The sequence below is a fragment of the Brevundimonas sp. EYE_349 genome (assembly GCF_023147505.1).
GTDB lineage: Bacteria > Pseudomonadota > Alphaproteobacteria > Caulobacterales > Caulobacteraceae > Brevundimonas.
The window spans coordinates 196,858-211,834 of the sequence record NZ_JAHXPB010000003.1 but is presented as its reverse complement, the minus strand read 5'-3'; the positions used below and the strand labels follow the sequence as shown (position 1 = coordinate 211,834).

19 protein-coding genes are annotated in these 14,977 nt (G+C 68.3%); 15 read left to right on the top strand and 4 right to left on the bottom strand.

Annotation, left to right across the window (positions count from 1 at the left end; genetic code table 11):
• Window position 1 precedes the first annotated feature (1 nt).
• The 7 genes from KZX42_RS07300 to KZX42_RS07270 all read left to right on the top strand — a co-directional run bounded on the left by KZX42_RS07300 (window position 2) and on the right by KZX42_RS07270 (window position 7,443).
• Complete coding sequence (locus KZX42_RS07300) at window positions 2-241, top strand: DUF3253 domain-containing protein (protein ID WP_248118461.1); 240 nt, start codon at window positions 2-4, stop codon at window positions 239-241.
• Window positions 238-783 (top strand): hypothetical protein, encoded by a 546-nt coding sequence (locus KZX42_RS07295; protein WP_248118459.1) that lies wholly within the window; start codon window positions 238-240, stop codon window positions 781-783. Before KZX42_RS07300 ends, KZX42_RS07295 begins: the two co-directional genes overlap by 4 nt.
• Window positions 784-1,045: 262 nt before the next feature.
• The gene (locus tag KZX42_RS07290; RefSeq protein WP_248118457.1) at window positions 1,046-1,720 is read left to right on the top strand and encodes an amino acid racemase; all 675 of its coding nucleotides are present in this window, start codon (window positions 1,046-1,048) and stop codon (window positions 1,718-1,720) included.
• Between the two features lie 52 nt (window positions 1,721-1,772).
• Window positions 1,773-2,726: a nucleoside hydrolase gene (locus KZX42_RS07285; RefSeq protein ID WP_248118455.1), complete on the top strand. Its 954-nt coding sequence runs from the start codon at window positions 1,773-1,775 to the stop codon at window positions 2,724-2,726.
• A complete protein-coding gene (locus KZX42_RS07280; RefSeq protein WP_248118454.1) occupies window positions 2,723-3,568 on the top strand; it encodes a ribokinase in 846 nt (281 codons plus the stop codon). The genes KZX42_RS07285 and KZX42_RS07280 overlap by 4 nt, the downstream gene beginning before the upstream one ends.
• A gap of 133 nt (window positions 3,569-3,701) precedes the next feature.
• The gene (locus KZX42_RS07275) at window positions 3,702-4,856 is read left to right on the top strand and encodes a hypothetical protein (RefSeq protein WP_248118452.1); all 1,155 of its coding nucleotides are present in this window, start codon (window positions 3,702-3,704) and stop codon (window positions 4,854-4,856) included.
• Between the two features lie 97 nt (window positions 4,857-4,953).
• Complete coding sequence (locus KZX42_RS07270) at window positions 4,954-7,443, top strand: prolyl oligopeptidase family serine peptidase (protein WP_248118721.1); 2,490 nt, start codon at window positions 4,954-4,956, stop codon at window positions 7,441-7,443.
• A gap of 4 nt (window positions 7,444-7,447) precedes the next feature.
• Here the strand turns inward: KZX42_RS07270 and KZX42_RS07265 are convergent, their stop codons facing one another.
• Together KZX42_RS07265 and KZX42_RS07260 are read right to left on the bottom strand one after the other, a co-directional pair.
• Complete coding sequence (locus KZX42_RS07265) at window positions 7,448-8,053, bottom strand: hypothetical protein (protein WP_248118450.1); 606 nt, start codon at window positions 8,051-8,053, stop codon at window positions 7,448-7,450.
• 79 nt (window positions 8,054-8,132) lie between these two features.
• Window positions 8,133-9,263: a zinc-dependent alcohol dehydrogenase family protein gene (locus KZX42_RS07260; RefSeq protein ID WP_248118448.1), complete on the bottom strand. Its 1,131-nt coding sequence runs from the start codon at window positions 9,261-9,263 to the stop codon at window positions 8,133-8,135.
• Between the two features lie 109 nt (window positions 9,264-9,372).
• On the opposite strand from KZX42_RS07260, the gene KZX42_RS07255 reads away from it, so the two are divergent.
• Window positions 9,373-9,807: a thioesterase family protein gene (locus tag KZX42_RS07255; protein ID WP_248118446.1), complete on the top strand. Its 435-nt coding sequence runs from the start codon at window positions 9,373-9,375 to the stop codon at window positions 9,805-9,807.
• A 20-nt stretch (window positions 9,808-9,827) separates the two neighbouring features.
• Here the strand turns inward: KZX42_RS07255 and KZX42_RS07250 are convergent, their stop codons facing one another.
• Both KZX42_RS07250 and KZX42_RS07245 read right to left on the bottom strand, forming a co-directional pair.
• On the bottom strand, window positions 9,828-10,862 hold the full coding sequence (locus KZX42_RS07250; RefSeq protein ID WP_248118444.1) for a hypothetical protein: 1,035 nt from the start codon (window positions 10,860-10,862) through the stop codon (window positions 9,828-9,830).
• A gap of 148 nt (window positions 10,863-11,010) precedes the next feature.
• On the bottom strand, window positions 11,011-11,211 hold the full coding sequence (locus tag KZX42_RS07245; RefSeq protein WP_248118443.1) for a hypothetical protein: 201 nt from the start codon (window positions 11,209-11,211) through the stop codon (window positions 11,011-11,013).
• Between the two features lie 140 nt (window positions 11,212-11,351).
• On the opposite strand from KZX42_RS07245, the gene KZX42_RS07240 reads away from it, so the two are divergent.
• The 7 genes from KZX42_RS07240 (at window position 11,352) to ruvA (ending at window position 14,887) form a co-directional block, all read left to right on the top strand.
• Window positions 11,352-12,125: a YebC/PmpR family DNA-binding transcriptional regulator gene (locus KZX42_RS07240; RefSeq protein ID WP_087120598.1), complete on the top strand. Its 774-nt coding sequence runs from the start codon at window positions 11,352-11,354 to the stop codon at window positions 12,123-12,125.
• Between the two features lie 46 nt (window positions 12,126-12,171).
• Window positions 12,172-12,450, top strand: a complete 279-nt coding sequence (locus KZX42_RS07235; protein WP_248118442.1) for a hypothetical protein — start codon at window positions 12,172-12,174, stop codon at window positions 12,448-12,450.
• A complete protein-coding gene (locus KZX42_RS07230) occupies window positions 12,447-12,725 on the top strand; it encodes a type II toxin-antitoxin system RelE/ParE family toxin (protein ID WP_248118441.1) in 279 nt (92 codons plus the stop codon). Before KZX42_RS07235 ends, KZX42_RS07230 begins: the two co-directional genes overlap by 4 nt.
• Window positions 12,726-12,802: 77 nt before the next feature.
• A complete protein-coding gene (locus tag KZX42_RS07225) occupies window positions 12,803-13,321 on the top strand; it encodes a hemerythrin domain-containing protein (protein WP_248118440.1) in 519 nt (172 codons plus the stop codon).
• Between the two features lie 18 nt (window positions 13,322-13,339).
• The gene (locus KZX42_RS07220; RefSeq protein ID WP_248118439.1) at window positions 13,340-13,696 is read left to right on the top strand and encodes a hypothetical protein; all 357 of its coding nucleotides are present in this window, start codon (window positions 13,340-13,342) and stop codon (window positions 13,694-13,696) included.
• Between the two features lie 58 nt (window positions 13,697-13,754).
• The gene (ruvC, locus tag KZX42_RS07215) at window positions 13,755-14,273 is read left to right on the top strand and encodes a crossover junction endodeoxyribonuclease RuvC (RefSeq protein WP_248118438.1); all 519 of its coding nucleotides are present in this window, start codon (window positions 13,755-13,757) and stop codon (window positions 14,271-14,273) included.
• Window positions 14,270-14,887 carry a Holliday junction branch migration protein RuvA gene (ruvA, locus tag KZX42_RS07210; RefSeq protein WP_248118437.1) on the top strand — a complete coding sequence of 206 codons (618 nt, stop codon included), beginning with the start codon at window positions 14,270-14,272 and terminating at the stop codon, window positions 14,885-14,887. The genes ruvC and ruvA overlap by 4 nt, the downstream gene beginning before the upstream one ends.
• Window positions 14,888-14,977: the final 90 nt, after the last annotated feature.

Here is a 14,977-nt window from a genome sequence, read left to right as displayed (position 1 = left end):
CATGGACGCGCGCCAGGCGACGCTGGCGCTGCTCGCCGCCCGCGCCGAGGACGCCACCGTCTGCCCCAGCGAGGTGGCGCGCGTCGTGGCCGCCGCCACGGGGGCATGGCGCGACGCGATGCCGGAGGTTCATGCGGCGGTGGATGTCCTGGTGAGCGAAGGCGTGGTGCGGCTGAGCTGGAAGGGGCGCGGGCTGGCGCGGCGGGCGGGGCCGTATCGGATCGGACGGGGCGGCGATTGAGTCGCTCGACGGTTGCGTTTTTTTCGAGAATGCCGCTAACAGCGGGCATGGCTGAGATTTCACGACGTGTCGCGCGCGCACATCCCGCGTTTCTCACGGCTCTGTTCGTGGCCGGTTTGGTCATGCAGATGGTCCTGTCCGGCACGACGGCTCCGCCGCCTGTGCGCGGCCTTGTGACCGTCTTGCCGATCGCCGCCGCCTGCCTTTGGTATTGGTCCGTCTTCGTCGTATCCAAGACGGCGAAGAGCCGTGCGCCCATGCCGCCGTGGACATGGCTGTTTGCTGTCCCGCCGATCATTCCGCTGGTCGCGGTGCTGGCAGGTTGGTGGATGAACAACAGTCCTGTCGCCCTGGTGTTTTTCGTCGTCTTTTTCACCGTCCTGTGGTTCGCCGCTCAAGCCTTGGAAAGCGCAGACGCCCTCACCCGTCATGCGTCGGCGGGACGGATGGCAGTGACGATGGTCCTGATGTTCTGCGCCCTGATAGGGGTCTGGATACTGTGGCCGAAGATCAGGCGTGTCGCGGGGATGTCAGCTATCTAGCGGTCCATGTGCTCAGGCGGTTACGGAAACCGCGTATCAGGGGATCCGATCTCCAAAGCGGCGCCCTTGAGGTTGGCAGGCGGCCAGGAAAGACAGGGCGGCGATGGCAGGCAGGCGTCTCATCTTGCGCTCACGTCGATGTCCAAGGGGCTGCTTGCCTATTCTAACGGATTTCGGGAGTGTCCGCTGAGTGATTTGGCGGGCTGACGCCGGGGCGTTTCGCGCGTTCGAACGCGAACCGATGCGGTTCAGGAAGGGTGGCATGAGCAAGGTCCTGGGCGTCATCGGGGGCATGGGGCCGGCGGCGACGGTGGCCTTTCTGGCGCGGGTGCAGGCGTTGACGCCGGCCAAGGGGGATGCGGACCATATCCGGGTCGTGATGGATCTGAACCCGCAAGTGCCGGACAGGAATACGCGGCCGGGCGAGGCGGAAGCGGTGCTGGGCCGGATGGCGGCGGGGCTGGCGGCGGCGGGGGCGGCGGTGATCGCCATGCCGTGCAACACCGCCCATGGCCAGGCAGCGGCGATCCGGGCCGTGTGCGCGGCGCAGGGCCTGAGCTTCATCGACATGATCGCGGCGACGGCGGATGCGGCGGCGGCGTCCGGGGCGGGGCGGATCGCGGTCCTGGCGACGCCGGGGGGCGAGCGGCTTTATCGGGAGGCGCTGGCGGCGCGCGGGGTCGAGGCGGTGCTGCTGGACGGCGCGGACCGCCAGACCTTCATGGGCCTGGTCTATGGGGTCAAGCGCGGCGACGTCGGCGAGGCGGCGCGGGCGGGGATGCGCGGGCTGGCCCAGGCCCTGGCGGATGCGGGGGCTAAAGGCCTGATCGCGGGGTGTACGGAGGTTCCGCTGCTGCTGCGGGCGCAGGACGTCGCGGTACCGCTGACGGACTCGGCCGAGGTGCTGGCGCAGGCGTGCGTCGAGGCGTGCCTGTAGTTTCGTCGTCAACGGGCTTGCCCCCCGGCGTTCGGCCCGTCAAACGAAGCGGGTGAGCATTCAATCCCTGATCATCGATTGCGACCCCGGCGTGGATGACGCCGTGGCGCTGTTCCTGGCCTTTGCGGCGCCCGAGTTGGAGCTGTTGGCCATAACCACGGTCGGGGGTAACGTCCCCGGCGCCAAGACCCAGCGCAATGCGCGGATCATCCGCCAGATCGCCGGGCGCGAGGAGGTGCCGGTCTTCGGCGGGGCGGAACGGCCGCTGAAACGCCCGCCGGCGGGGGCCGGAGAGTTCCATGGACCGGAGGGACTGGGCGATCTGGACCCGTTCGAGCCGGCGGGCATCGTCGGCGACGGGCCGGCGGCCAACGCCATCGTCGACTTGGTGATGCGCCGACCCGAAGGCTCGGTCGCCGTCGCCGTCATCGGGCCGATGACCAATCTGGCCCTGGCCATGCGGCGCGAGCGGCGGCTGGCCGAACGGCTGGGGCCGGTGGTCGTCATGGGCGGCGCGCGGGCCGAGGGCGGCAACATCACGCCTTCCGCCGAGTTCAACGTCTGGGCCGACCCGGACGCCGCGGCGGTGGTGTTCGGATCGGGGTGTCCGGTCGTCGCCTTCGGTTTGGACGCCACCCATCAGGTGCGCGCGACCGAGGACCGGATCGTGGCGATAGAGGCCATCGACAGCGCGGCGGCGCGGGCCACGGCGGCGATGCTGCGGTTCTCGCAACGGGTCGAGCGCGAAGTCGTGGGATGGGATTCTGCGCCCCTGCACGATCCCTGTCCCATCGCCTGGCTGATCCGGCCCGCCCTGTTCGAGACGAAGGCGTGCCGGATCGAGGTGGAGACGGCCTCGGACCTGACGCGCGGCCATACGGCGGTGGAGTTCCGGGTCGATCCGGCCACGGCGCGTCATCGTTGGGCCGTGGCGGCGGATGCGCAGGGGGTGTTCGACCTGATCGTCGAGAAGCTGAAGGATCAGGCGCCGGGGATTGGGGCATGAGGATCACCGTCGTCGGCTCGATCAACCTGGATCTGGTCGCCACCGCGCCCCAGCTGCCGGCGCCGGGCGAGACGGTGACGGGGGCGGCCCTGGCGCGCCATCCCGGCGGCAAGGGCGCCAACCAGGCGCTGGCGGCCGAGAAGCTGGGCGCCGAGGTCTGTCTGATCGGGCGGGTCGGCGACGACGCCATGGCGGGCGAGGCCCTGGCCCTGATGGAGGATCTGGGCGTCGATCTGGCGGGGGTGGAGGTGGATGTGGCGGCCCCGACGGGCGTCGCCCTGATCGCCGTCGATCCGACCGGCGAAAACCAGATCGTGGTCGCGGCGGGGGCCAACCACATGGTCACGCCCGAACAACTGCCGCAGCGGATCGAGGGCGCGCTGATCGTGCAGCTGGAGCTGCCGATCGAGACGGTGGAGGCGGCGGTGGGCCGGGCGACGGGCTTCGTCTGCGCCAATCTGGCGCCCGCCGCGCCGGTGTCGGAACGGCTGCTGCGCCGCGCCGACCTGATCGTGGTCAACGAAACCGAGGCCGCCTTCTATGGCGACGGTCTGCACCGGGGCGGCGGCCGCGTGGTCGTCACCAAGGGCGCACGCGGCGCGGCCATGTACCAGCGCGGGGTCGAAATGGCCTGGGCGACCCCGCCGGTGGTTGAGGCGGTCGATGCGACCGGCGCCGGCGACGCCTTCGTGGCGGCCATTACGGTCGCCCTGCTGGAAGGCATGGACCCGGCCGAGGCGTTGCGGTTCGCCTGCGCGGCCGGGGCCTTCGCCGCGACAAGGGCGGGCGCCCAACCTTCCGCGCCGGAGCGGGATGCGGTGGAGCGGTTGCTGGCGGGTTGACAGTACAGGCTCGAGGTCATGGAGTGTCGCTTCCAGGTTGCAGGAAGAAGCCATGCTGACGAGGCGTTTTGTAGGTTTGTCGTTAGCGGCTGCGGCTGCGATGGCGGGTCGGACAACATCCGCTCAGACCCCCATGACGGTGGCTGAACAGTACCAGGCCGAAGGTCGCTACCTGCCATTCTATCTGAACCTGCGGGCAAGGGCTGATGCAGGGGAAGAGGAGGCGCGATATGTGTTGCCGTGGTTTGCCGCCTTTGTTGGCGACGAGGCGACTGCCATCGGATTCGACGAACGACCGCGCCCGGCGGGAACACCGCTGCCCGACCTTGCGGGCGCGGAAGTCAGCGATGCGCTCGAAACCATCGTCCAGGCGGCTGCCGACAAACAGATCGTCGTCCTGAACGAAGCGCACAACGTTTCAGGCCACCGCAGCTTCGCGGCGCGTGTCATGCGCGCCTTGCGACCGTTGGGCTTTGACACTTTTGCGGCCGAGACGTTCGGCGGAATGGGCGGTTATCGCGCGGGCATCCCCTTCCATTCGAGGTTTGGCTATTACACCGCCGATCCGGTTTTTGCTGAGATGGTGCGGGAGGCGGCGTCGCTAGGCTATGCCTTCGCCGACTACGAGCAGACAGCGGATCAGCGGTTGCCCGCCGACGCGGACATGGACGCGCAGACGACTGCACGAGAAGTCGCTCAAAGCGCAAATCTGATCCACAACGTGCTGAAGCCGCGTCCCGCCGCTCGAATCTTCGTCCTGTGCGGCTACAGCCACGCCACTGAGATGGCGGGGGTTGGCGGGCTATGGTTCGCTGGTCAATTGAAGGCCGCCACGGGTATTGATCCTCTCACCATCGAACAGTCCAGCAACTGGCCGGCGACCCGGCCCGAGGCCGATACGCCCGAGACGGCGGCAGTGCTCGAGCGGTTCGCGCCGACCCGTCCGCTCTCGGTTTGGCGGGATGGTCGGGCGTTCGGCAACCGTTTCTTTGACGGAAAAGTCGATTTGAGCGTCTTCCATCCCCGTCTGCCCAAGGTCGCCGGCCGTCCCGGTTGGCTGGCGGCTGATCCGGCGCGCAAGGCGGTCGAGGTAAGCGTTCCGGCCTTCGAGGGGCCGGCTCTGATGCAAGCGTTGCACATGGACGAGGGGGCGGTAGTTCCGGCGGACCATCTGCTGCTCGAGAAGGGACAGGAGAAGGCGACCCTGCTGCTGCGGCCCGGTTCCTACTTCCTGCGGCTAGAGACGGTTCGGGGGATCGAGCCCGCCTGTGGAACAATGACGGTTTGAGCCTCAAGAGTTGTAACACCGTAACGGCATTCAGGGTTGGCGTCGGGGGCGGGGGCGGGTAGGTCTGGGGTTCGGGCTTTTGTGGGGACTTCGGATGATGACGATGGGTATGCGGGGCGCCGGGCTGGCGCTGGCGACGGTTTTGCTGGCTTCGACGGCGGGGGCGGCGTTTGCCCAGACGGCGAACGGGATGGCGGCGAATAGCCCGGCGGCGGCGGGGCCGATGGTCTATCAGCAGCCGCCAGCGCCGATCGCGGACATTCTGGACGCCAAGCCGACGCCGTCGTCGATGCTGAGCCCGGACCGGCGGACGCTGGTGCTGATGGATCGGTCGAACCTGCCCAGCATCAAGGCCCTGGCCGAGCCGATGCTGAGGCTGGCGGGGTCGCGGATCAATCCCAGGAACAATGGCGCGGCCGAGAGCCGGGTGTCGTGGCTGACGGGACTGAGCCTGCAGGCGGTGGATGGGGGGCAACCCCGCGTCGTGGCCCTGCCCAGCGGCGCGCGGTTCACGGCGCCGCGGTTCTCGCCGGACGCCAAGTCGCTGGCCTTCGTTATGGATCGGCCGACGGGGCTGGAGCTGTGGGTCGTGGACACAGCCACGGCGCGAGCCAGGAAGCTGACCGATCCGGTGGTCAATATGACGGGCGGGACGGGCTATGAATGGCTGCCCGACAGTTCGGGCGTGCTGGTCGAGGCGGTGCCGGCCGGGCGCGGTCCAGCGCCGGACGTGACGGTTGCGCCGACAGGGCCGAACATCGAGGAGACGGCCGGGCGGGTGGCGCCGGTGCGGACCTATCAGGACCTGCTGTCGAACCCTGGCGACGAGGCGCTGTTCGATCATTATTTCACTAGCCAGCTGACGCTGGTTCCGCTGAACGGCCGTGCACGGACGATCGGTGCGCCGGCGGTCTATCTGGACGCCTCGGTGTCGCCGGATGGGAAATACATCCTGCATGAGATCGCCAAGCGACCCTATTCCTATGCGGTGCCGGACGACCTGTTCCCGACCGAGATCGTGGTGACGGACCTGAACGGGCGGGTGGTGCGGACCATCGCGGACCTGCCGTTGCGGGACGATGTGCCGACCGCCTTCGACGCCGTGGCGCCGGGGCCGCGTTCGGTCGGCTGGCGGGCCGATGCGCCGGCCACCCTGACGTGGGTCGAGGCGCTGGACGGCGGGGACATCCGCAAGGCGGCCGAGTTCCGGGACCGGGTCTTCATGCAGGCGGCGCCGTTCACGGGCGAGCCGGTCAAACTGATCGACCTGAAGGAGCGGTATGGCGGCATCGTCTGGGGCCGGGACGATCTGGCCATCGTCAACAGCCGATGGTTCAACACCCGCCATGAGACGCGATTCGTGGTCGATCCCTCCAACCCCGGCGACGGTCGGGTGCTGCTGGAGCGGAACTATCAGGCGCGCTACGACAATCCGGGCCAGCCGGTGACCCAGCCGAATGCGCAGGGCCGGTCGGTGATCCGCTTCGATCCGCAGGGGCGCATTCTGATGTCCGGCGCGGGGGCGACGCCGCAGGGCGAGTTCCCCTTCCTAGCCGCCATGGACCCGGCGACGGGACGCAGCGAACGGCTGTGGACCTCGGCCAATACGGATTACGAGGCGGTGGTCGGCTTCCTGGATGCGGACGGCAAGCGGGTGGTGACGCAGCGCGAGACGCGGCTGGATCCGCCGAACCTGCAGATCCGCGACCTGACGACGGGCCAGACGACGCGCCTGACCAACTTCCCCGATCCGGCGCCGCAACTGGCCGAGGCGACGCGGCAGCTGGTGACCTATGAGCGGGCGGACGGGGTGAAACTGTCGGGGACGCTTTATCTGCCGGCGGGGTACGACAAGGACCGCGACGGGCCGCTGCCGATGCTGATGTGGGCCTATCCGGCCGAGTTCACCGATGCGGCGGTGGCGGGCCAGACGGTGGATGTGCAGAACCGCTTCGTGCGGCCGGGCGGGTCCAGCCATCTGTTCCTGCTGACCCAGGGCTACGCCATCTTCGACAACCCCTCCATGCCCATCATCGGCAAGGACGGGGCCGAGCCGAACGACACCTATGTTCAGCAGCTGACAGCGGACGCCCAGGCGGCGGTCGATGCGGTGGTGCGGATGGGTGTGGCGGATCGCGACCGGATCGCGGTCGGGGGCCACAGCTACGGCGCCTTCATGACCGCGAACCTCTTGGTCCACACCGACCTGTTCAGGACCGGGATCGCGCGGTCTGGGGCCTATAACCGCACCCTGACGCCGTTCGGCTTCCAGTCCGAGCAGCGCAACTATTGGGAGGCGACCGAGGTCTATACCGAGATGTCGCCCTTCACCTACGCGAACAAGCTGAACGAGCCGATCCTGCTGATCCACGGCGAGGCCGACGACAACTCGGGCACCTTCCCGGTGCAGTCCGAGCGTTTCTATGCGGCGCTGAAGGGGCTGGGGGCGACGGCGCGTTACGTCACCCTGCCGCTGGAGGCGCACGGATACCGCGCGCGGGAATCGGTGGGCCACACCCTGTGGGAGATGACCCGCTGGCTGGACCAGTACGTGAAGAACGCGCCGCCGAGGCCGGCTGCGAACTGAGAGCTCAGGGCTTGGACGCCGCGGCCTCCGCCGCGGCGTTGACGACCGCCAGACGGGCGTCCTGCTCCGATTGAGGCGGGACGCCGAAGACGGCGCGAAGGCTGTCGGGGATCAGGGCGCGGTCGTAGGGATCGAGGGTGGCCGGCGCGTCGCGGGTCTTGCGCGTCTGGGTGCCGTAGATCTGCGGCTTTTCGGTCATCTGCAGATAGCGATCCAGCGTCGCGGCGGCGATCCAGGCGCCTTCGGGCGAGCCCTTGGCCACGGCGGCGACGGCCAGGCTATGGGCCAGCAGATAATCCTCGGGCGTGGAGCCGTGCTGGAAGACGAAGGCGGCGGCGCGATAGTCCTCGCCGGTCTGGAGCGCGCCGGCGTCGAGCAGGGCGCGGGACTGGACACGGCGCGCGGCGTCTTCGGCGAGCATTTCCGTGACGCGGGCGCGGTCTTTGAAAAAGTCCGGCGTCAGGTTCTGGCGTACGGCTTGGTCGGCGGCGAAGATGGCGGCCATCTCGGCGTTGTTTTGAGGCGAGGTCTCCTGCGCCAGCGCCGGAACGGCGAAGGCGAGGACGACGGCCGACATCGCGGCGGCGCAGGACAGGCGAGACGGGCGCATGGGAGATCTCCGCTGAAGCTTGAGCGGACATTGGTCTGCGGATTTGCGGCCGAAACCGGGCGGCGGGATTACACTGTCGTCACGGTCGTACGACCAGCCGCACGACCTCGCCGGCGTGGAGGCGGTCGAAGCCGGTGTTGATGTCGTCCAGGGGAATGACGCCGCTCATCAGCCGATCGACCGGCAGGCGGCCCTGGCGGTAGAGGGCGACGTAGCGGGGGATGTCGCGGCTGGGGACGCAGGTTCCGATGTAGGAGCCCTTCAGCGTGCGCTCCTCGCCGACCAGCGACACGACGTTGACGGCCAGCGCCGCGTCGGGCGGCGGCAGACCGGCGGTGACGGTGGTTCCGCCGCGCCGGGTCATCTTCCACGCGGCCTCAAGCGCCCGGACCGAGCCGGCCATTTCGAAGGCGAAGTCGGCGCCGCCGTTCGTCAGGGCGCGGACCTGATCGACCGCATCGGGGGCGGCGGCGTTGACGGTGACGACCGGGCCCAGGGTGCGGGCCAGGGCCAGTTTGTCTTCGGACAGGTCGACGGCGACGACGGGCGAAGCGCCGCTGGCGAGCGCGCCCAGGACGCTGGCGAGGCCCACGCCGCCCAGGCCGATGACGACGACGCTCTGGCCCGCCTTGACGCCCGCCGTGTTCACCACGGCGCCGACGCCAGTCAGGACGGCGCAGCCGAACAGGGCCGCCTCTTCGAAGGACAGGGAGGGGTCGATCTTCACCAGCGAGCGGCGCGAGACCACGGCGTGTTCGGCGAAGGCGGAACAGCCCAGGTGGTGGTTGACGGGCTCGCCCTCGCGGAAAATGCGGCGGGCGCCGGACAGAAGCTGGCCCCGGCCATTGGCGGCCGCGCCGGGCTCGCACAGGGCCGGACGTCCGCCGGCGCACGGGTCGCAATGGCCGCAGGACGGCATGAAGACCATGACGACGGGATCGCCGATGGCGAGGTCGGCGACCCCTTCGCCCAGGGCCTCGACCACCCCGGCAGCCTCGTGCCCCAGGGCCATGGGCAGGGGGCGGGGACGGTCGCCGTTGATGACGGAAAGGTCCGAATGACACAGGCCGGCGGCCTTGATGGCGACCAAGACCTCGCCCGGGCCGGGCGGGTCCAGCGCGACGGTCTGGACCGACAGGGGGCGGCTGTCGGCGTAGGGCAGGGCGGCGCCCATCTGCGACAGGACGGCGGCGCGGGTCGTGAGGGTCATGCTTCAAGCCTTCGTCATCAGCAACCTACCGATAGGCGCTTGACCTAACGTCGTCCAAGCGAGAGCGTCGTGATCGAGAGCGACGGTTCGCGTCGCCGAGGAAACGACGATGCCGAAACGTGACGAGGGCGCCCTGGCGCAAAGGGCGACCTACAAGGCCTATCACATGGTCTCCACCCGCTGGGCCGACAACGACCAGTACGGCCATATCAACAACGCCAAATTCTACGAGTTCGTGGACTCGGCGGTGAACGCCCATCTGCTGATCGCCAACGCCCTGAACGAATCCATCGGCCTGGTGGTCGATTCCGGCTGTCGCTACACCTCGTCGCTGAAGTTCCCCGACGTGATCGAGGTGGGGATCAAGGTCGACCGCATCGGCACCTCCAGCGTCAGCTACGGCTTTGCGGTGTTCAAGCGCGGCGTCGACGTGCCTGCCGCCATCGGCCATTTCGTCCACGTCTATGTCGACGCCGAAACCCGCCGGCCGAAGCCGTTGCCTGAACGCCTGCGCGCGGTGGTGGAGAACCTGCGGGCGGATTGAGGGCGGTGACCTCAAGCGTTTTAGTCGGTGACCGGAACGAGCATCGGCGTATAGCCGCTGAGCGACATGCCCCAGTTGACGTCCGTCGGCAGGATCAGAACCTGGCCGACCTGCGAGACCTGAATATCCGCAAAGGGCGTAGCCTTGGGCATATCGATGGTCTGCACCTCGCCGCCGCTCGAAATAAACACCTTCCCTGGCGCGATGGCGAGCCATCCGTCCGGTGTCGCGGCCAGTCCGAACAAGGGCCATGTGCTGTGAGCGAACGCCTCGATCGAACCCGGAAGAGCGTCCAATTCGCGACTGAACACCAGCGTCGCTTCATCACCGCAGATGCGCATGAGCCGACCGTGGGACAACATATGATCCAGTCCGATGGACGCCAGAAGGCATCCGGGATGGTCGACGTCGGGAACGAGACCGGTGATCGGATCGCATTCAGCCGCAAGCGGGCCGTGGCAAGGATCGTTATCGACCTTGCGGACTTCGACCATCTTCGATGAGCCCGGGGCGATCCGCCAAAGTCCGCCGCCCCATTCCCCATAGTTGAAGCCGATGTAGATCGACCTGTCGGGGGTCGAAGCCATGGTTCTGACGCCAAAACGGCGCCCAGAGCCCTCTATGGCCTGCCTGCGCCAACGACCGCCGTCGCTCCGATAAAGGGCGTCCTTTGTGACGACGACCCAGTCAGGCCCGACACGTAGCAGGCCGAGGGCGTCAGCGCGAAGCGCTGGCGTCAGGGAGAAGCCCGTTTCCGGATCAAAAACAGAAAAACGGCTCGGCGTTGCGCCATCCGATTTCAGGATAAGAGTTCGACCCGAATCGCGCAGCAAATCCGCCGCGCCTTGCTCGACCACAATGCGCCGCTCGCCGTTGGCTCGGTCGAAAGCGACAACAGCTCCGGACGCACTTCTAAGCCACAGCCGATGTGCGGTGGCGACGCCTTCGACAAGCCGCGCGCCAAGGACAGGATCGTTCGGTGGCGACGACGAATCCTGGGCCGCTGCTGAGCTGACGTTGAACACGATCAAGCAAAAAAGGGTCAGGATGCGCATCATGCGACCCTAGCGTGAAATGCAAACGTCGCACCAGGTTACCCATCACATCGCTGGCCGAACGTCATGTAGGCGTAGCGTCAGATCCTGCTTACCTGATCGCCAAAGCACCTGCGCCCCACGAGAGGCGTAGCGCAGGCCGCGGCCCTCAGTCGTCCAGGCGGCCGACCAGGAACAGGGCGCCGACGGCGGTGAGGGCGCCCAGTGTGAAGGCGGTGATGACGGCGCCGGCGGCGACGGCGGTGGAGACGGTGACGGGGCGGGCCTCGTACCATTCGACGATGTCGGCCTCGTGCAGGTCGTCGTCCATATAGCCTTCGGCTTCGTAGATGGTGTCGTCGGCGGTCATGACTTTACGCTCCGTCTCTCTTGCCGGGATCAATACGCCCAAACGGTGGAGGTTCCACCCCCGAGAGCCATCGTGACAGGATGCCGCCCATCGTTTAGGACGCGCGGCTCAAGGTTTCAGAACGCGCAAAAGACGATCCCATGGCCGGCCACTCGAAATTCAAGAACATCATGCACCGCAAGGGGCGCGCCGACGCGCAGCGCTCCAAGCTGTTCTCCAAACTGTCGCGCGACATCACGGTGGCGGCAAAGTCGGGTCTGCCCGACCCGGCGGCCAACCCGCGCCTGCGCCTGGCGGTCAACAACGCCAAGGCCGAAAGCCTGCCCAAGGACGTGATCCAGCGAGCCATCAACAAGGCCGCCGGCGGCGACGTCGATACGATGGAGGAGGTCCGCTACGAAGGGCGGGGTCCGGGCGGCGTGGGCATCATCGTCGAGGCCCTGACCGACAACCGCAACCGCGCGGCCTCCAACATCGGCACGGCCTTCAAGAAGAACGGCGGGGCGCTGGGCGAGATGAACTCGGTCGCCTTCATGTGGGACAAGGTGGGCAAGATCACCTATCCGGCCGAGGCGGGCAGCGAGGACGCGGTGATGGAGGCCGCCATCGAGGCCGGCGCCGCCGACGTCGAGAGCGACCTGGTCAAGCCCGACATCTACGAGGACGCGCCGGGCCACGTGATCTGGACCGCCTACGAGGACCTGAACGAGGTGGCCGAGGCCATGTCCAAGGTGCTGGGCGACCCCAAGTCCACCGCCATCGTCTGGAAGCCGCAGTCGGACGTGCCGGTCACCGGCGAGGCCGTGGGCACCCTGTTCAAGCTGCTGGACGCGCTGGACGCCGAGGACGACGTGTCGGCCGTCTACTCCAACGAGGACGTCTCGGACGAGGACGCCGCCAAATACGCGGGGTGACGGGCGGCGCGTTTCACGCCCCTGGGGGCTGTGATACGGTCCCCGCATGACCGTGCACGTGACCATCGCCCTGGATGAGGACGTCAAGGCCAAGCTGGACGCCCTGGCGGACGCCCGGCAGGCGCCGATCGACGACATCGTCGCCATGGCGGTGCTGGACATGGCGGTGGAAGAAGAGGCCGCGCCTTTCGTCTCGGCAGACGAGGAGGCGGCCTTCGCGGCGGCCGTGGAGCAGGGGTTGAAATCCTTGGGGGAAGGCCGGGTCCACTCGCACGAAGAGGTGGTCGCAGCGCTTGCTGCGCAGCGGGCCGCCCGCAGGGGATGAGGGTCGATTGGACCGACGAGGCGCTGGCCGACTTGCTCGACGCCTACGCCTTCATCGCCGCCGATAATCCTTCAGCAGCAGAACGGGTGCAGGATCGCCTGATCGAGGCTGCGCGCACTCTGAGCGACATGCCGAACCGCGGCCGGGAGGGACGCCAGGCCGGGACGCGCGAACTGACCGTCTTGGGCACGCCCTATTTGATCGTTTATGCGGTCGGCGACGAGGCGGTCACGATCCTCCGTCTCTGGCACGGCGCGCGCGAACCGTTGGCCTGACAGCAGCGAGTCGTTCGCACGGAACCGGCCGGGGTGTGGGGCGTATCGGGGCTTCACCATTACGCCCGGAGCGCCCCATGGACATCACCCAGCTGATCCTCGACGACCATGCCGAACAGCGCCGGCTGTTCTCGATCATCGAACAGATCGATCCCAAGGACACGGACGCCCTGACCAAGGTGTGGGGCCGGCTGTCGGCTTTCCTTGACGTCCATGCCGAGGCCGAGGAGCGGTTCTTCTATCCCGAGTTGCTGAAACAGGGCGAGGGCGCCAACGACGCCGAGGACGGCACGGTCGAGGGCGAAACCGAAGACGCCATCGAGGACCACAACAAGCTGCGCGATGCGGTCAAGGCGGTCGAAAAGCACGAGGTTGGGTCCAAGGCCTGGTTCGAGGCGGTGGGCGAGGCCAATGTGGTCAACTCCAAACACATGGGCGAGGAGGAGCGGCAGGGGCTGACCGACTTCCGCATGAACGCCGACATCGACATGCGCCACGACCTGGCGGTCAAGTTCGCCGCCTTCGAGGCCGAGCACATCACCGGGGTCAAGCCGGTCAACAAGGACCCCGAAACCTATATCGAAAATCACGGCTGAGGCCGGGAGCGACGGACGATGCAGCAGGCGCGCGATCCGAGGACCGATCTGCCCGGCGCGGCGGGGCCCCCGGTGGAGGGCGCGCGCTGGGCCTGGGTCAAGGCCGGCGCATGGGGCGGGGCCATCGTCGTCCTGCTGTGCGCCGCCGCCGTTACGACCTGGCTGGTGACGCGGGTGCAGACGGCCGTGACGACCGAGCGGCAGGAGGCGACGCCAAAAACCCAGGTCGTGGAGCCGCCGCCGGTGATCTCCGAACCGACGGCCGAACCCCTGCCGGTGGAGAGGGATGTCGCGACGGTCGATGTCGAGTCTGTCTCGCCGGAGCCGCCGGCGCAGGACGCTGCGCCTCGGCGGCCTTTGCGGATGCAGCGCTGAGAGCCGATCCGAAACCGTTCATTGCCCGCTAACCCTCTTTGCGGCATGAGGGGAACGGATGGCGAACGAACCGATCAGAATCATCGGGCTGGACCCGGGTCTCAGGCGCACCGGATGGGGCGTGATCGCGGCCGAGGGCGCGCGGCTGCGCTGGATCGCGCATGGGGTGGTGACGCCGCCCGAGGCCGCGCCCTTCGCCGAGCGTCTGGTGCATCTGCTGGACCATGTGGGGGCGGTGTGCGCCGCCCACGGCTGCGACGAGGCGGCGGTGGAGGAGGTGTTCGTCAATGTGAACCCGGCCTCCACGCTGAAGCTGGGCCATGCGCGGGCGGCGGTGATGCTGGCGCCGGCCAAGGCGGGTCTGGCTGTGGCGGAATATTCGCCGAACCTGATCAAGAAGGCGGTGGTGGGCGCGGGCCACGCCGACAAGAGCCAGATCGCCTTCATGGTCAAACGGCTGTTGCCGGCGGCGGGCGAGGTGAAGGCGGACGCGGCCGATGCGTTGGCGGTGGCGATCACCCATGCGCAGTTGAGGAAACGGAACCTGTTGGAAGCGATGCATCGGGGGGCGGCGTGATCGGTCGTCTGAGAGGGGTTCTGGCCGAGGTCGGAGAGGCGGAATGCCTGATCGATTGCGGGGGCGTGGGTTATGTGGCGGCGTGCGGGGCGCGGACGCTGGGACGGCTGCCGGCGCCGGGCGACGAGGCGACGCTGCACATCCATTCGCAATGGAGCGAGGATGCGGGGCCGCGCCTGTATGGCTTTCTGACGCGCGACGAGCGGCGGGCGTTCACGACATTGCTGGCCATTCAGGGCGTGGGGCCCAAGGCCGCGCTGGCGGTGCTGGACGTGCTGCCGCCCGGCGAATTGGCGGGGGCGGTGGCGCGCGAGGACAAGGCGGCGGTGGCCCGGGCCAACGGCGTGGGTCCGAAACTGGCGCTGCGGATCGTGACCGAGTTGAAGGGCAAGCCGCTGGGCGACGTCAGCTTTGCGCCGCACGCGCCGGGGATGCACGTCGAGATCGCGCCGCCCCCGCCGTCGATCACCGGCGAGGCCGTGTCGGCCCTGCTGAGCCTGGGCGTGGTGGAGGTCAATGCGCGTCGGGCGGTCGATCAGGCCCTGATCCGGCTGGGCGAAGAGGCCGAACTGTCGACGGTGATCCGGGCGGCCCTGCAGGAGTTGGGACGGTGAGGCGAAGAGAGCGGCGAGGGGTGATGACTGCCAGGGAGCGGGAGGTGGGCTGTGATGTCGCCGTCCCTGCACCTCGCTCGCCTCCGCGCT

Bases quoted from the DNA above. Each gene is read 5' to 3' on its own strand.
- KZX42_RS07260 (WP_248118448.1), bottom strand. From the start codon at position 9,263: ATGACCCTCACGACCCGCGCCGCCGTCCTGTCGCAGATGGGCGCCGCC.
- KZX42_RS07290 (WP_248118457.1), top strand. From the start codon at position 1,046: ATGAGCAAGGTCCTGGGCGTCATCGGGGGCATGGGGCCGGCGGCGACG.
- KZX42_RS07265 (WP_248118450.1), bottom strand. From the start codon at position 8,053: ATGCGCCCGTCTCGCCTGTCCTGCGCCGCCGCGATGTCGGCCGTCGTC.
- KZX42_RS07280 (WP_248118454.1), top strand. From the start codon at position 2,723: ATGAGGATCACCGTCGTCGGCTCGATCAACCTGGATCTGGTCGCCACC.
- KZX42_RS07235 (WP_248118442.1), top strand. From the start codon at position 12,172: ATGACCGTGCACGTGACCATCGCCCTGGATGAGGACGTCAAGGCCAAG.
- KZX42_RS07275 (WP_248118452.1), top strand. From the start codon at position 3,702: ATGACGGTGGCTGAACAGTACCAGGCCGAAGGTCGCTACCTGCCATTC.
- ruvC (WP_248118438.1), top strand. From the start codon at position 13,755: ATGGCGAACGAACCGATCAGAATCATCGGGCTGGACCCGGGTCTCAGG.
- KZX42_RS07230 (WP_248118441.1), top strand. From the start codon at position 12,447: ATGAGGGTCGATTGGACCGACGAGGCGCTGGCCGACTTGCTCGACGCC.
- KZX42_RS07300 (WP_248118461.1), top strand. From the start codon at position 2: ATGGACGCGCGCCAGGCGACGCTGGCGCTGCTCGCCGCCCGCGCCGAG.
- KZX42_RS07270 (WP_248118721.1), top strand. From the start codon at position 4,954: ATGACGATGGGTATGCGGGGCGCCGGGCTGGCGCTGGCGACGGTTTTG.
- KZX42_RS07225 (WP_248118440.1), top strand. From the start codon at position 12,803: ATGGACATCACCCAGCTGATCCTCGACGACCATGCCGAACAGCGCCGG.
- KZX42_RS07240 (WP_087120598.1), top strand. From the start codon at position 11,352: ATGGCCGGCCACTCGAAATTCAAGAACATCATGCACCGCAAGGGGCGC.
- KZX42_RS07245 (WP_248118443.1), bottom strand. From the start codon at position 11,211: ATGACCGCCGACGACACCATCTACGAAGCCGAAGGCTATATGGACGAC.
- KZX42_RS07255 (WP_248118446.1), top strand. From the start codon at position 9,373: ATGCCGAAACGTGACGAGGGCGCCCTGGCGCAAAGGGCGACCTACAAG.
- KZX42_RS07220 (WP_248118439.1), top strand. From the start codon at position 13,340: ATGCAGCAGGCGCGCGATCCGAGGACCGATCTGCCCGGCGCGGCGGGG.
- KZX42_RS07250 (WP_248118444.1), bottom strand. From the start codon at position 10,862: ATGCGCATCCTGACCCTTTTTTGCTTGATCGTGTTCAACGTCAGCTCA.